Below are 15,362 nucleotides of genomic sequence, written 5' to 3' on the forward strand. Positions count from 1 at the left end.
GGCCTTAGGGTAGGTAGTAACGCAGACATTATATCGAAGGGGGGAGCTAATGGCATCCATCGACTGCCTTTTGGCCAATCTCTCTGTCATACTATGCAAAGTTTGCAGGCATGATGAGACACGGAACTCATGAGCAAGGACTCGTTCGCGCAATCCGCCGCCTATCTTAAGCAGGCGGTTCCACTGATGATCAAGTATCAAATTCCCACGACGCCGGATAACTATACCCTTTGGTATAACTACGTGTCGGCCAGCATGCCAGAGCTCAATCAGGCCATCGATCAGGCGATCAAGCTGCAGGGCACCTGCTCACTCACCACCTGCGAGCGGCTCTATCATCAGCACCTCGCCGCCCAGGATGAGCAGCAGATGGAGGCCATGAAACTCAGTCTGGCCGCCATGGCCAACGAGCTCGGCCACACCATGCAAGACGCCATTTCCGACACCGGCATGTTTCAGGAGATGCTCGACAAGAGCTTCGATCGGTTGAGTCTCATCGACGATGAAGGGCTTAGCCTTGACGACACCATGGGCATCTTGCGGGATCTGGTGCGCGAATCCCGGGATGTTCGCATGTCGACCATGCATTTTCGCAATCAGCTCAGCAATGCAGAGAAAGAGATCAAAGAGCTGCGTGAGGCACTGAACGAAACCCGCAAGCTGGCCAACGAGGATGCCCTCACCTCCCTGCTCAATCGCCGCGCCTTCGATCTGGAGATAGACGGCCTGATCCGCAGCAAGCAGCCCTTCTCCCTCATTCTGTCGGACATCGACCGCTTCAAGAATTTCAACGATGAATATGGTCACCTGCTTGGGGATCAGGTACTGCGTGCCTTCAGCAAGCGACTGCGGGAAACGTGCAAGGAGGGCGTCACCGCCTATCGGCTCGGTGGTGAGGAGTTCGCCCTGCTGGTGCCCATGCGCAACCTGGCCCTGAGCCGCCAGATGGCCGAGAGTCTGCGCCGTGCCATAGAGAAGATGTCCATCCTGGATCGCAAGTCCGGCCGCCGCATCGACCACATCACAGCCTCGTTTGGAGTGGGTGAGTACAATGGTCAGGAAACAGGCGATGCGCTGGTCGAGCGCACCGACAAACTGCTCTACAAGGCAAAAGAGCTGGGCCGCAACCGGGTCATGCCCTTGCCGTCCTGAATCCTCCAGACAACAAAAGGCCGGTCAATAACCGGCCTTTTTCATTTTTGCCATGCACAACCTAGAGGCTTTTCAGCTTCTCTTCCGGCAGTGCCAGCTCGTCATTGTGGTTGACGCCGATACCACGCGCCAACACGTTACGAGCGATCTCATGGGCCTCCGCCAGCGAATGCATGCTGAAGGTGCCGCACTGATATTCGTTCAGCTCCGGGATCTTGGCCTGCTCCTGCACGGTCAACACATCGCTCATGGCAGCCTGCCAGGCGGCGCCCACACGGGCTTCGTCCGGTGCGCCAATCAGGCTCATGTAGAAACCGGTACGGCACCCCATGGGGGAGATGTCGATGATCTCCACACCATTGCCGTTCAGGTGATCACGCATGAAACCGGCAAAGAGGTGCTCGAGGGTGTGAATGCCGCGTTCGGAGAGGATCTCCTGGTTCGGCACACAGAAACGCAGATCGAACACGGTTATGGTGTCCTTGTTCGGGGTCTGCATAGTCTTGGCCACGCGCACTGCTGGCGCTTCCATACGGGTGTGGTCAACGGTAAAACTGTCCAATAACGGCATTTCTGACTCCTGATTTGGTTACCAGAACCAGCCCCCGCTGGAGAGCTGATCCTTGCATTGTCGATACTGGGCGCCGTAGCGCTGGGCACGCGCCTCTACCTTGCGGGAGGTCTTCATCAGCCACCCCTTGCTACGGTAGCTGCCACGCCGGTAGCCACCCCACCCTTCGTGATAGTTGAGATACTGGCCATAGGCATCCCACTTGGAAGTACCATTCAGCCGCTGGGCCTTGTTAGTGTACCAGCCCATGAAATCGATGGCGTCGGCAAAGTCGTCGCGGCTGCTCCAGCTGTTGCCGGTTTCCCGTTGGTAATCGTCCCAGGTCTCATCTTTCACCTGGGCATAACCATAGGCGGAGCTGGCTCGCCCGGTCGGAATGAAGAGGAAGTAGCCCATTGGCGGCTGGGCATCGTGTACGAAGGAGGACTCCTGATACATCATGGCCATCACAACCTGAACAGGTGTGCCCCACTTCTCATTCATCTTGAGCGCCGCCTTGTGCCAGTCGGGCTTTTCCCGAAAGATCTGGCATAGATTTTCCGGCTGGGCCGGCGGGCGGGTACTGCAGGCGGTCAGGCCAATCAGCAGGCCCGCCGCCACGAAGAGGCGCATCCATGATATCTGAAGGCTTGTCTCTTCGTTCTCCTGGTCGATACGAGGCACATCCATCACATCAAATCGCGTCTTCGTTCTCTTCGCCGGTACGGATACGAATGACACGCTCCACCTCGCAAACGAAGATCTTGCCGTCACCAATCTTGCCGGTACGGGCCGTGTTCTGGATGGCTTCGATGCAGGCATCCAGATCCTCGTCCTGCACCACCAGCTCCACCTTCACCTTAGGCAGGAAATCCACCATGTACTCGGCGCCGCGATAGAGCTCGGTATGCCCCTTCTGACGGCCGAAGCCTTTGACTTCGGATACCGTCATGCCGTTGATGCCGATCTCGGCCAGGGCCTCGCGCACATCGTCCAGCTTGAACGGTTTGATGATGGCTTCAATCTTCTTCATGGTGACTCCTTACCAGTTCTGTTTGCCGAACCCGGATGTGATGGGGTAACGACGATCCTTACCAAAGTTGCGGGCCGTGATACGGGGCCCGACGGCAGCCTGACGGCGTTTGTACTCGTTGAGATCCACCAACCGGATCACCTTGCGCACCACCGCTTCCTCGAAGCCTTCTGCCACCATGTCGGCGACAGAGGCGTCCTCTTCCACATAGCGCTTGAGGATGGCATCCAGGATGTCGTAGGGGGGCAGGCTGTCCTGGTCCACCTGATCCGGCGCCAATTCTGCCGAAGGAGGACGGTCGATGACCCGTTGCGGGATCACATAATCGACTGAATTGCGATATTCGCACAGCTTGAAGACCAGAGTCTTGGGAACGTCTTTGAGCACATCAAAACCGCCCGCCATGTCACCATACAGGGTGGCATAGCCCACGGCCATCTCGCTCTTGTTGCCCGTGGTCAGCACTATGCGACGACGCTTGTTGGAGAGCGCCATCAAGAGCACCCCACGGCAGCGTGCCTGCAGGTTCTCTTCTGTCGTATCGCGGGCAGTACCGGCAAACAGCGGCGCCAGCTGGGTCATAAAGCCTTCAAACATGGGCTCGATGGAGATGATGTCAAACTCGACCCCCATCCGCTCGGCCTGCTCCTTGGCATCCTCCACGCTCATCTGGGCGGTGTAACGGAACGGCATCATCACCGCCTGCACCTTGTCAGCCCCGATGGCGTCAGCAGCGATTGCCAAGGTCAGGGCTGAGTCGATACCACCGGAGAGGCCCAATACGGCGCCCTGGAAGCCGTTTTTGGTGATGTAGTCGTGCACCGCCAGCACCAGCGCTTGGTAAGTCTCGGCCAATGGCTCGAGCGGGGCGGCCGGTTCACGCTCTTTCACCGGTTGACCATCGGCAAAGCGCACCAGGGACAGCTCTTCGGCAAACGGGGCCAGCTTGTGGGTCAGCTCACCCTGGCTGTTGAACACCTTGGAACAGCCATCGAAGATCAGCTCGTCCTGGCCACACACCTGATTGAGGTAGACCAGCGGCAAACCGGTCTGGCTGCAACGCTCAGTCATCAGTTCACGACGGATCCAGGGTTTCTCCTGATCGTAGGGCGAGGCGTTGATGGTGAGCAGCAGCTCGGCCCCTGCCGCCTTGGCGGCCAGCGCCGGGCCCGGTTGCCATAGATCTTCGCAAATGAGCAGCCCCAGCTTATGACCACGGAACAGCACCACGCAGCTATCCGTGCCCGCAGTGAAATAGCGCTTCTCGTCAAATACGCCGTAGTTGGGCAGGTCTTGCTTGAAGTAGCGTGCGACCAGCTTGCCCTGCTCATAGAGGGAAGCGGCGTTATAGAGCGCAGCCCCTTCACGCCAGGGATGCCCCACCAGAATGGCGCAGCTGCCCTGCCAGGTCGCGATGCGAGCCAGCGCAACATCGACACGGATCATCAGGTCGCTGCGCAGCAACAGGTCTTCCGGCGGATAGCCGGTCAAGGCGAGCTCGGAGCACACCAGCAGGTCGGCGCCTTGTTGCTCGGCCTGAGCGGCCGCAGCCAGCACCTTGTCACAGTTATCTTCGATGGCGCCTACCGTCAGATTCAACTGGGCAAGCATCAGAGAGAGGGCTTTTGCCATGGCGATACATCTTAAAATCGAAAATGATGGGGAATGATAAAGAAAAGGGGGGCAATCTGCCAGTTCAAGACGGGTGTTAGCATGTGACAGCAACCACAGGGAGGGATAAGCTGTAAACAGTCACGGAACGACAGGCCCAAGTTCATATGAAACAAGCCGGATTTACCTTGCTGGAGCTGATGATTGCGATTGCCCTGGCCGTTATTCTGCTCGGCATAGGCATTCCTTCCCTCGGCAACCTGCTTCAAGATAACCGCGCCAATTATGAAAGTGAGCGCCTCATGAAACATCTGCGTTTTGCTCGCAATCAGGCGATAAGCGATCAACAGACCGTGACTGCATGCCTGGTCAACACCGGCAATCAATGTGTCACAAACAGTCCAAGCCAATTGCTGGTGTTCACTGACAGCAACAGCAACGCCAGACTGGATAATGGCGAAACCGAGCTATCCAGAACCCCCGTGTTTTCAGCCGATACCACTCTCAGTTCGACAAGAACCCGCGTCTTGTTCGCCACTGATGGCACCAGCCTTGGGACAAATATGACCATTTCAATATGCGTCAGCGGGGAACCGACCATTAACCTCGTCATTGCCGCATCAGGGCGCAGCAGCAAAACGGATACCGCCGTCATCTGCCCCTAGCCATTATCTGGGCTGTGACGCCTCCTGCTGTCTGGCTGCCTCCTGGCTGAATGGCTGTTCTGTTGGCTGGCACTCCACTACCCTCCTGACCATTAAAAGCTGCCCATCCATTTCGAACCCTTTCTTTTTAAAGGCGATTTCAGCCCTCTGGCTATCCATTATCGTCCCCTGAATAACGACATAGATACCATTCTCCAACTCGACATAGCATTTTCTATCTACTCCAGCATGAACACTGGCTGCGCTCAACAAGGCCATCAGCCACAGGATCATTTTCATTGGGGCTCATCCTCATACAGGTATATTTTCTTGGGCGTCATATCCATTTCGGCCTCATCCGATCCCTCAGAACACTCGCCCTCTCCAGTACAGCGCTCAGGCACACCCTCGCCCTCGTCTTTGAGAATGACCTCTTCACCCGGAGCGCCACCAATAATCCGTATCTTCGAATCGTCACCCGCATGGATCACCAGATCGTCAGCCACCTTGTTGTTTACCTCCACATAACGCTGAGGGGTTTCGTTACCATCCTGGTCCACCACGTATTTGAAAGACGTACCGTAATGCATGTCGACCATATACTGCCGCATGGCACCAATGGACTGGATAGTACACTCCTCAAATGACTGGACCTGCGGCAAGAAAGAAGTGAAATATAGCTTGCCTTGCAGCACAACCCCTGCCCCCATGGACTTCTCTCCTGACTCCGCCAGCCAATACTTCCAACCCGATTTACTGGTGATAGCCGCTCTCAGGCTGAGCAAGTCATTGGTCGCCGTAACACCGGCCAGAGGATCCACCGATACATCATACAAGTCCGTCATCGTGATGGGAGCAGGAGCCCCGGTGTTGTAGTTCTTGGCAACGACCCCGTAGTCACGCAGCATAAAATAGGCGTTTTGCACTGTAGACTCGGACGATGGACGGTTTCGATCACCAGAACCAATCAGGACGGCATCAAATGCCCTCTCCTTGAACGAGAAATAGTCTTCGCCACTGATCACCGTCTTGGTCACTTGCTTGTTAATGGTCCGCACCACCACCGGCTGGGTAAAGAAGCGGCGGTCATTCGCCTGCACATCGTCAGACCCCAGGCTGGCGAACTTGAAAACGCTCCAGGCGCTGGTGCTGGTTGAGGGCATATCCAAACGCCAGATATTACCGCCCGTATCCCCGGCATAAATCCGGTCGGTTCTCCCGTCACCGTCACTGTCGAGTGTGGAAACCGGCCCCGGCATACTGTCGACCATTCCAGTCACCTGCTTGTTGGTACTGGAGCCCGTTCCCGGTGTTGCACTGAATACCAGAGCGCCACTATCGGCATCGACCATGTAGAGCCCCATCCCCTTGCTGTCGGTGCTACCGATCCCAACCTTGCTCTTGTTGGCGTCGTAACCACCGGAAAACACCATCACCAGTCGCTTGTTACTCGGGGAGGCATCCCAAGGTACATAGGCTACCTCCGGCACTGACCAGGTTTCGCCGAGCAATGAGAAGCCAGTTGTCTGGCTGTTGATCACCCATTTCAAGCTGGGCGCATCAGGATTGGTGATATCGAGTGCATAGTAGCTACTGCCGCCAGCACGCAAACCGAAGAACAGCCAGACAAAGTCCCCCTCTGATGCCTTGAGGACACCATTGCTATTGGCATCCTTGATCAGCGCCACCGGAGAAGCATCAACGCCGTAGAGATGATCCGCAGACTCGGCATTGAGACGCAGAGCCTCCTGTTTTGGCAGCAGCTCGTAAGGGATCATGGCCCAGCTTTCATCAACCGTACTGCCGAGATCCTTGAACATGTGCAGGAAACCGGCGTTGGTTCCCATCAAGATACGCAAGTCAGGCGTACAAGTGCTCTGGCCCGAAGGAATGGCGCAGCCATAGTTGACCACCAATGGGCGGGAATGCAGCGGATCTCCCACTATGTATGGGCGGATAGTGGTGCTGCCATCATAATCCTCATCATCCACATCGAGCCCTTTGGTCCAGTCGATCTGGCCGTCGAGTTCGGTGGAACTGGCCAACTGCATGTAGCTGGCAAGGTTGTCGGCAGAACCGGCGATCGACACAAGGTTGGCTTTGTTAAAAGCGTCCAATCGCTTGGGTGAAGCAACTGAATTGACCACATAAAGGTTGCGATTGGTCTTCTCGGCCAACATTGCCTGCACACCGCCCTTGGCAACCAGATTGCCATCCCGCTCCGATGACCAGTAGGTCTGAGCCTGCTCCAGAATGGAACCATCCGCCTTGATGGCGGGCAGGCCGTTAACATCCGCCACATACCCATCGCCAGACAGAGTCAGCTTCTTCAAGTTGCCCTTCCAGCGCGGCCCGGTATCTGGCTCGAACATGGCGTAATAGATATTGTTGAGGCTGCGAGTCCGGTCAAAGTTGTTGGTGGTGATCGCCGGAGACACCAGAGAGGTGTTTATCCGCAAAATGGCCAGCAGGGAAGACCGCAACGCCTGCGTGAGCGCTTCAGCGCTGACCGCCGGGTAGTATTGACCGCCTCCACGCCTCGCCGTCTCTGCCAGCAGATTACCCGCCCCGGAGATGGCTTCATCACCAAATCCCACGGTAAACGTGGTCACAGTCTGCTTGCCGGGCGATGAAGTGTTCACATCCTTGTTCTTCATGTAACCGGCCATCGCCGCTAGATAGCTCTTGGAGGTGCCAGAACCATATCCCACTGTCGAGCCGTAGGCAGCCCGTTCATCTGCGCTTAGCGAGTCCGTCAACGCCTTTACTGCGCTGTCAGCAGCCGTATCGCTGGTTGGTGCACCATCGGTAACATAGATGACATAGCCGTTATTTGAACATTTGTCATAAGGCGAGGTGTAAGTACCTTCAGGGTCTTCGGCGAGCTTGTCCCGCGTACCGCCTTGTTTGCCATAGAGTACGGGTTGCCCCCCGTAGAAACGGTAGGCTTCATAGAGGGTTTCACACAGTGGCGTATTGGTAGAGGCAGACAGGCCCTCCACTGTATTGAGCAAGTTCTGCTCGGCTGTGATGGTGCCGACCATATAGTCATTGCTGAGGATGCGACGTACAACTCTGCCGCCATTGGTACTGGTACTGTTGTTGGTATTGAAGATGGCCAAACCGAAATCAACCCCGGGAGTGGAGGAGATCACAGACTTGACCGCATCCTTGGCGATGCGCAGACGTGACTCGACGGCGTAACCCGTTGGCCCGTAATACCAGCGGATATAGTTGGCCGTGTAGAGGGTTACACTGGTGTTGCTACCCGATGTTGCGTCGTTTGCGTTACCGGTGTAGTACCACTCCCCGCGCGTATTGCTGGTTTTGTCGACCGGATAACCATCACTGACCGACCCCACCTCCAGCGTCCCGCTGAAAGGATTGGCAGGAGTGCGGTTCTGAATATCCTGCTTGCAGTCGACGATGGTGATGTCATCTTCGTTCTCGCCAGAGATGGTCTCCCAATCCCCCTGACGAGGCACCCCATTGCGATAGCTTGAATAGACATAGGTCCAGACTTGGGACTGAAAGTAACCTACAGTGCCAAGAGGGGTCTTGGATGAAGCGCAAGCATTGATACTGTCGCGAAAGCGTCGATTGCTGTTGATGGCTGGCACCGCACCGTCGGTCGAGTAATAGACATAATTACGCGAGTTGCCGGTATCCGGATCCCGGTTCAACGATGGATAGACAGTGGCAGGATTGTACTTCTCTCGCTCCAGCTCCATGGTTTCCGCCATACTGCCGGAGTTGTCGAAGATGATCAGCACCTTGGGCCGATAATCCCCCGCTTTCGAGAAGTCATAGATAAACAACTCGGTATCATCCGAGTAGGCATCACTGGCGACAGCAGGCACACTCAGTGCGCACAGGGCCATCAACCACAGTTTTCCATGATGTAACATCGCTGCCGCTCCTATTCAGCCTTCTTTAACAATGGCTGTTCGACCCCAACAGTCCAGGTCATGGGACGTCCCTGTTTCCCGTACGCCTGGCTTGCCTCGAGCTCCACATAACGGCAGGCGGGTATAACGTTCTTGCTGGTTGCGTCAAATCGTCGCTTGCACACGGTTTCACTTCTATATTGCATGATGGCATTACCCATGGAGCCACTCACTGTTGACGTCGCAGTCGAAACAGAAGGCATCTGAGCAATCTGGGTAGCGAGCCCTGTTTGCTGCATGGCGCCACCTATGATGCCCTCCACCCTGTGCTCGACCTGCTGTAACGCTGCCGCCGCCCCACTGGCACGCAGATCCATGCCCCCAGATTGCATCAACACCACGGCGATCAATGTCAAAGGTGCCAGGATCACCAGCGCAACTATCAATGCCACGCCACGTGAATGCCTCATTGCCCACCTCCCGCCATCATCATGGGATTGCGTAGCACCACAGTGCTTTCCAGAAGCAGGCGGCGAAACCCATCCCCATTTCCGGCCACGCTGACATTACCCAATTGATAGACATTGTTATTGGTGTAGCGGCTGGATGCCTGCAGCGAGCGCACCAGCAAAAACACACGGACTGCTATCACCCGCCCTTCACCCCACTCTTGCGAGGTGACTGCATCTATGGCAGAAAACTTGTCGATACGACCATCCGGCACATTGCTGGTGTCGACCCCGAACAGCAGCACCATGCGCTCAATACCATCCACCAAGGCCCCTGATATCAACCAGGAGCCACCATCAGCAGTGAGCATTCGCTTGCGCAGTTCAAAACCACCGCTACCGTTAGGAGAGAGATAATAGACGTGGTGCTGGTACTCCCAAATCTGGCGCATCGGCATGGTTGTCTCGGAGGGAGCTGTCTCATTACCTCTGAACAAATGAGCCAGTTGAGTATTGGTGGCCATATAGAAGCGATTGGCGTCCAACCCTCCCGTCACCGGATTGCCAATCAGGCGCTTGATGCTGATGACGTCCGTGTTGGCCACGCGAGTAGAGGATGAAATACAGGCAAAACCGCTCATGGTGCCTGCCGTGCTGATATGGGTAACCCAGAGTGGGCGCACCGGGAAGAGGCTGGAGGGAAGGCTCCCTTCATTTCGCTCATCCAGACAATCATTTGCCACGGTAGCCCCGGAAGACAAGGTCAGCTCATCGCCCACAGTCAAAGCCCCCCCCGTGAAGTCACCCCAGAATCCGGCCCAGCGTAAATCCTGGGTGATAAGACGCATGGCAATGCGGCCGTTCTCGAGCAGCTCGCTCTGATCAAAGGACTCATTGGTAGTAGAGCGGGAGGCAACAAAAACAGCCAACACGCCACCCAGCAAAAAAACGCCGATGACCATGGCGATAAGCCATTCAACCAAAGTAAAACCGCGACTGTTCACAGGGTTGTCGTCAGAACAAACTGACGCCTCGTCAAATCCAGGCCAGCAATTCCGCAAGAAGCGGTAATGGCGGGGGCTACAGCACCGGCTGCCGCACCATCATGGGACGATTCGCGACCCGCCCAGAAGATGGAGACGGTCAACGCATTGTTTGCACCTTTGATAATGCAGCCAGTGGGATTGCGCAGGGTCGTTCCAGCCCCGGATGCCGCACTACCCAGTAGCGACTGTCGCCAGAAATAAAGGTCAAGCGCCAGCAAATCGGCATTGCTGCAACCGCTCATGGTGCCATTCTCATTGGCACAAGATGGCAAGGATGAGGTTCCGCCACTGACAATCCAGGTATTGCTGGCCTGAAGCTCCCATGCCCCACGGTTTACCTTGAGACGCTCAACCATGTCATTGGCCAGCCAGCTGGCAATAGTTCTCTGTCTTGCCTCATAACTGGAAAACTTTGCTTGTACCTGCATGGCAACCAACCCCAACAGACCAAACGAAAGCACTACCGCCGCTATCATTACTTCCAGCAGACTGAATCCAGCCAGGCAAGTTAGCCGTCTCATCACTCAATCCCAACAATCGTTGTTGGTACTGTCGCTGCTATCCAGAGCGCTTCTCGTACCATTTTGATCGATTGAAAACACCACGCAGTCGCTATCAGCCCCTTGCGCACCGGATGCTGTTGCGGACAACCGGAAAGAGTTGCCAGCGGCAGACAAAACCAGACGATAGTGGCCAGCATCCGAGCTTTCTGAAAGATTGAGGTCTGCAGCCGAGGAGGTGTATTGATTGAAATCCATGAAGTAGGTTTCCTGCCGGTTGGCAGCATCCAACAGCATCTTTTTGGCATCGACACGGTGGCTGGTCAGCAGGTACTGCTGATAAGAGGGGTAAGCGATGGTGCCAAGGATCGCAACAATGGCGACGACAATCATCAACTCAACAAGAGAAAAGCCTCGAAAGAACCCAATCATATCCCATCCTTGGTGATTGACCGCGTTATAAGTTTAACGCCGAGCCTGTCACCACGACAAACTCGGCGTCAATATCATCATACTTTATTCTTAAGCCTTTCTGGCTGCACTCAAATAATTCTAAGCTCGGGCGGTACTTCAAACTGAGTCGCCTCTACTTCCCAAGTCAGTCCCCCTTCAAGTGACCACTACAAACCCGCATACCCAGAGCTCAGGCAAAAAGGCTTCATACAAAACCAACTGAGAGGTACACTCAACCACCCTAAGGTGGTTTTTGATACGTGATATGAGGCCATAGATTTTTTGCGGCTTGCAACGACACCAGAGCGGAACCCATTGAACCGCCACCAACTCGCTAGAAAGATGTCTGAAAAAAAATCCAGACAACGTCTAATTGGGAACAGCACTTTTATACAAAGTGGCGCAGGTTGATATTGTGACGACAGAGAGGAAAGAACAGACCCACTTTCAACACATCGATGCGCTAGGTGGCGTTGACATGCTTCAGGCGCGCTATTACAAACAGCGCTTTGCCCGTCATGTCCATGACACCTTCTGCATTGGCGTTATCGATCAGGGAGCCCAGCGATTTTACCGCTCCGGGACAGAACACGTTGCACCGCGCGGAGATATCATCATAGTCAACGCAGACGACGTGCATACTGGCAGCTCCGATCTAGAGCAAGGTTGGGGCTACCGTGCCATCTACCCCCATCCAGAGATGCTGCGCAATATCCTGCGACAGACACCAGATGACACAGATTTTATCCCCTGGTTCCCCGATGCGGTGATCCACGATCCCGGTCTTTCGGAACAGCTACTGCTTACCTTCAATATGCTGGAGCAAGAAGGCAATAAGCTGCTTAAAGAGACCCTATTGCTCTCTTCACTCATGCTGCTGAGTTTGCGCTACAGTAGAACGCGTAAAACTCAGGTGGAGCGGCCAGCCGGCACACTACCTATCCTTCGAGCTAAAGAGTTGATGGATTGCTGTCCACAAGAGGAACACACACTAACACGGCTCGCGGAACTGGCAGGCCTGAGTCAGTGGCATTTTCTTAGGCAATTCAAGGTGGTAACCGGCATGACACCACACGCATATCTGGTGCAGGCACGCCTGCGCAAGGCTCGTGTTTTGCTGCGACAAGGCGTATCCATCCTTGATACAGCCATCATCTGTGGCTTTACCGATCAAAGCCATTTCCACCGCCATTTTAAAAGTTCTGTTGGTCTAACGCCCGGCGAGTTCATCAAAAGCTGACCTCTCAGGAACAAATCGAGATTATTTATCGACTAACTACAGGGTGGGTGGAAAACTGCCGACTTAAAACCATTAATGAAACGCTACTGAGAGCAGTGCTCTATCCATCTGCTGATCAACCAGAGCGCTTTATTTGTGCCCACTCATGTTTTCCACCTTAAGCAAAATCATTCAATACTGCCACCTCTGGGCCCGTTAATATTAATGGCCCATTTACCTAACCTATGAGAAAGGCAATGATTGAATCAGGCACCTGCGCCTCCCCTGAGCAGCAGTCATCTTCGCGCTCATCTTTTGTGCGTGGAGCTATCGAAATGCTACCTCTGTGTGTATCAGTGATTCCATGGGGCATACTGGCTGGCTCGATGGCTATACAGGCTGGTTTAACTTTCTGGCAGAGCGTAGGAATGTCTGCCATTGTTTTTGCCGGTGCAGCTCAGCTAGTTACCCTCGGCATGATAATGACAGGAGCAAACTTATTTGCAATTCTTGTGTCAGTATTTTTTATCACATCACAGCATTTCATATATGGTCTGACACTAAGAGAGTTTGTGTCCCATCTGAAGATTAAACTTCGTCTGCCTATTGGTTTTTTGCTAACCGATGAGCTGTTCGCCCTGAGTGAGACAAAAAATAAAAGATCGGAATTAACACCAAGTTATTTAATCGGCGCCGGGCTGACCTTCTACCTTTCTTGGAATGTTTTCAGCCTGATGGGTATTGTAATGGCATCTTCTGTACCTGACCTTGACAAATATCACCTCGATTACTCTATCGTCGCAACTTTTGTCACCATTGTTGTGCCGATGGTAAAAAAAATAAGCACCCTTATTGGGGTTGTGGTTTCCCTGCTACTCGCCATGCTTCTGAGCTATTGGCAGCTGGAGGGCGCCATTGTCATCTCCGGACTCTGCGGCATGTTCTCTGCGGTACTTGCATCTGTGCTGCTGAACGAAGAACAGTCATAAGAATGATTAAATAAGGATAAAAGATGAGTTGGTTTCTGATTTTAGCACTGGCAACAACAGTATTCTTTAATCGTTATATTTTTCTTGAACCGAATGTACCATTGAAAATACCAAAAATTATTAATAGGGCACTTAAATATTCTGCGCCATGCCTCATGACTGCAATCTGTGGCCCTATCATTCTAATGGAACATGGTGTAGTAAGAGACTTCCCTCAGAATCCGTACTTTCTGGGTGCACTTATTAGTGTCATTGTAGCATTTTACATTAAGAACATTGTCAATGCTGTTTTGTTAAGCATAGCCATATTTTACACCATTAATTACTTAATTTAGCCCAGCCATCAGAGGATAAATAATGAACCGCATGAAAAAGGACTATCATCAGTCCACAGAAATAAGAAAGAGCTATGAAATATTACCTCTCCAGGGCATCTGGAGTTGGTTGACAGGAAAAGAACAACTTGGCCGAAAACCACTTTGGGAAAGTAATTCATCTGAGTTGATTGTTTGGTCATTGCTCTGGGTAGTGATTGGCCTGTGGTTAACGAGTTTAGCAGTTTTTTATGCACAATCTCTTAGTGCATATATAGCATTGTATATCGCTGGTGCATTGTTCTCCACCGCTGGTGCACGTTATATCGTGGCAACTATTATCCACCACGGGGTACACGGTCATTTATACCAGTCGCAGAAAATGAACAAGGCTCTATGTGAGGTACTCTCGACGCTGCTCATCGTTCAGCCATACGAATCCTATCGCCAGTTTCATGTATATGAGCACCACGGTCGTGCATTCTCAACCTTTGAAGATAAAGATCTGGCGGCGATCTATCAGTTAGGATTCACGCCAGGTAAAAGCAAGACTGAGCTCTATGCGCACCTTTTCCTGACATTGATTAGCCCAAAATTTCACCTTGTGTTCTTCTATGGCAGACTGAAATCCAACCTGGTTGGGGTGCCGCCCTATCGCTTGGTTATGACACTCATCTGGTGGGCTGCGCTGGCAGGCATGAGCATTTTACTGGGCACTTCTGCCACCATCCTGATCCTGCTGCTACCGTTCGTGGTGTTTTATCAGATGACGTCACTTTTGCATCTGCTGACCGAGCACGTGTGGATTGTGCGCGGAGAGGGGGAATCTGTGAGGGAGAGCCATATCAACAACAGCTTGGCCCGCTTCTGTGGGGAGATATGTCCAAAAAGCTTCGCTCCTAAATATATTGGACACTGGGCCAAGTGGTTGGCGATGCACCTGCTGGTCCATCTGCCCTGCCGAATGCTGATTGTTCAAGGTTCCTTGGTGTGCCATGACTGGCACCATCGTTACGGCACCGTTCGTCAGTGGTACGACTATGCTAAGCTGCGCGAGATACATGCGCACAAACTCTCAATAGAGGAGCGTTACGACTATCACGATATTTGGGGTGTGCATAATGCGTTGGACTACGTTTTCAGTTCATTGAGTCGGCAAGAGAGAAGTGAACTGCAAACTGCTCGACTCACATATCGGCTGAACTGATGCAAAGCCTCTGTTGGTTGCGATCTATGCCTTTCACTGTTGGACGAAGGATATTTTTAACGTTTTGGTAATCCAGCCATCGGTGATAACAGCCTAGTTTTTATTCTGAACGCTAGCATTCTGCAGAAGGCAGAGCCAGTCATCATGGAAAGGAAATTGGCTCATTCATCGGGCAAGATAGTGACGGTCCGACAGCAAGCCTAAAGAGGCGATGCTACAGAGCAAAATGAATGCACAGATAAGAAGAGCACACACTGAGCCAACTGAACTGTCGCGACCAAGCAGCGAAAACGCACGATGACCAGAGA

At 53.5% G+C, this 15,362-nt stretch carries 16 protein-coding genes; 6 read left to right on the top strand and 10 right to left on the bottom strand.

Annotated features, from left to right (window positions below; translation table 11 throughout):
* Positions 1-129: 129 nt before the first annotated feature.
* Positions 130-1,152 carry a GGDEF domain-containing protein gene (locus GWQ31_RS17610; protein WP_201302785.1) on the top strand — a complete coding sequence of 341 codons (1,023 nt, stop codon included), beginning with the start codon at positions 130-132 and terminating at the stop codon, positions 1,150-1,152.
* A 61-nt stretch (positions 1,153-1,213) separates the two neighbouring features.
* On the opposite strand, the gene luxS is transcribed toward GWQ31_RS17610, so the two are convergent.
* The 4 genes from luxS to GWQ31_RS17630 all read right to left on the bottom strand — a co-directional run bounded on the left by luxS (position 1,214) and on the right by GWQ31_RS17630 (position 4,367).
* Positions 1,214-1,723, bottom strand: coding sequence for an S-ribosylhomocysteine lyase (gene luxS / locus GWQ31_RS17615; RefSeq protein ID WP_275909910.1), 510 nt, complete (start codon positions 1,721-1,723; stop codon positions 1,214-1,216).
* 18 nt (positions 1,724-1,741) lie between these two features.
* Positions 1,742-2,335, bottom strand: coding sequence for a transglycosylase SLT domain-containing protein (locus GWQ31_RS17620; RefSeq protein ID WP_005313426.1), 594 nt, complete (start codon positions 2,333-2,335; stop codon positions 1,742-1,744).
* A gap of 61 nt (positions 2,336-2,396) precedes the next feature.
* Entirely contained in the window at positions 2,397-2,735 is a 339-nt protein-coding gene (glnB, locus tag GWQ31_RS17625; RefSeq protein ID WP_005313429.1) for a nitrogen regulatory protein P-II, read from the bottom strand.
* A 9-nt stretch (positions 2,736-2,744) separates the two neighbouring features.
* Complete coding sequence (locus GWQ31_RS17630; protein WP_275909911.1) at positions 2,745-4,367, bottom strand: NAD+ synthase; 1,623 nt, start codon at positions 4,365-4,367, stop codon at positions 2,745-2,747.
* A gap of 146 nt (positions 4,368-4,513) precedes the next feature.
* On the opposite strand from GWQ31_RS17630, the gene tppE reads away from it, so the two are divergent.
* Positions 4,514-5,011 carry a type IVa pilus pseudopilin TppE gene (gene tppE / locus GWQ31_RS17635; RefSeq protein WP_219615122.1) on the top strand — a complete coding sequence of 166 codons (498 nt, stop codon included), beginning with the start codon at positions 4,514-4,516 and terminating at the stop codon, positions 5,009-5,011.
* A 3-nt stretch (positions 5,012-5,014) separates the two neighbouring features.
* Here tppE and tapY2 read toward each other — a convergent pair whose 3' ends face one another.
* The 6 genes from tapY2 to tppA are packed head-to-tail and all read right to left on the bottom strand — an operon-like array spanning position 5,015 to position 11,304.
* Positions 5,015-5,290, bottom strand: coding sequence for a type IVa secretion system protein TapY2 (tapY2, locus tag GWQ31_RS17640; protein ID WP_275909912.1), 276 nt, complete (start codon positions 5,288-5,290; stop codon positions 5,015-5,017).
* Positions 5,287-8,898 carry a PilC/PilY family type IV pilus protein gene (locus GWQ31_RS17645; RefSeq protein ID WP_275909913.1) on the bottom strand — a complete coding sequence of 1,204 codons (3,612 nt, stop codon included), beginning with the start codon at positions 8,896-8,898 and terminating at the stop codon, positions 5,287-5,289. The genes tapY2 and GWQ31_RS17645 overlap by 4 nt, the downstream gene beginning before the upstream one ends.
* Positions 8,899-8,909: 11 nt before the next feature.
* Entirely contained in the window at positions 8,910-9,347 is a 438-nt protein-coding gene (tppD, locus tag GWQ31_RS17650) for a type IVa pilus pseudopilin TppD (RefSeq protein ID WP_219598366.1), read from the bottom strand.
* A complete protein-coding gene (gene tppC, locus GWQ31_RS17655; protein WP_275909914.1) occupies positions 9,344-10,330 on the bottom strand; it encodes a type IVa pilus pseudopilin TppC in 987 nt (328 codons plus the stop codon). Before tppC ends, tppD begins: the two co-directional genes overlap by 4 nt.
* On the bottom strand, positions 10,327-10,893 hold the full coding sequence (gene tppB, locus GWQ31_RS17660) for a type IVa pilus pseudopilin TppB (RefSeq protein ID WP_219615117.1): 567 nt from the start codon (positions 10,891-10,893) through the stop codon (positions 10,327-10,329). Before tppB ends, tppC begins: the two co-directional genes overlap by 4 nt.
* Positions 10,894-10,896: 3 nt before the next feature.
* On the bottom strand, positions 10,897-11,304 hold the full coding sequence (gene tppA, locus GWQ31_RS17665) for a type IVa pilus pseudopilin TppA (protein ID WP_219615116.1): 408 nt from the start codon (positions 11,302-11,304) through the stop codon (positions 10,897-10,899).
* 394 nt (positions 11,305-11,698) lie between these two features.
* On the opposite strand from tppA, the gene GWQ31_RS17670 reads away from it, so the two are divergent.
* The 4 genes from GWQ31_RS17670 to GWQ31_RS17685 all read left to right on the top strand — a co-directional run bounded on the left by GWQ31_RS17670 (position 11,699) and on the right by GWQ31_RS17685 (position 15,054).
* Entirely contained in the window at positions 11,699-12,565 is an 867-nt protein-coding gene (locus GWQ31_RS17670; protein WP_234593084.1) for an AraC family transcriptional regulator, read from the top strand.
* A 236-nt stretch (positions 12,566-12,801) separates the two neighbouring features.
* Complete coding sequence (locus GWQ31_RS17675; RefSeq protein ID WP_265422206.1) at positions 12,802-13,533, top strand: AzlC family ABC transporter permease; 732 nt, start codon at positions 12,802-12,804, stop codon at positions 13,531-13,533.
* Between the two features lie 23 nt (positions 13,534-13,556).
* On the top strand, positions 13,557-13,868 hold the full coding sequence (locus GWQ31_RS17680) for an AzlD domain-containing protein (protein ID WP_099991605.1): 312 nt from the start codon (positions 13,557-13,559) through the stop codon (positions 13,866-13,868).
* Between the two features lie 22 nt (positions 13,869-13,890).
* Complete coding sequence (locus GWQ31_RS17685) at positions 13,891-15,054, top strand: hypothetical protein (protein ID WP_275909915.1); 1,164 nt, start codon at positions 13,891-13,893, stop codon at positions 15,052-15,054.
* Positions 15,055-15,362: the final 308 nt, after the last annotated feature.

Source organism: Aeromonas sp. 2MA4 (assembly GCF_029237305.1).
Classification (GTDB): Bacteria; Pseudomonadota; Gammaproteobacteria; order Enterobacterales; family Aeromonadaceae; genus Aeromonas; species Aeromonas salmonicida.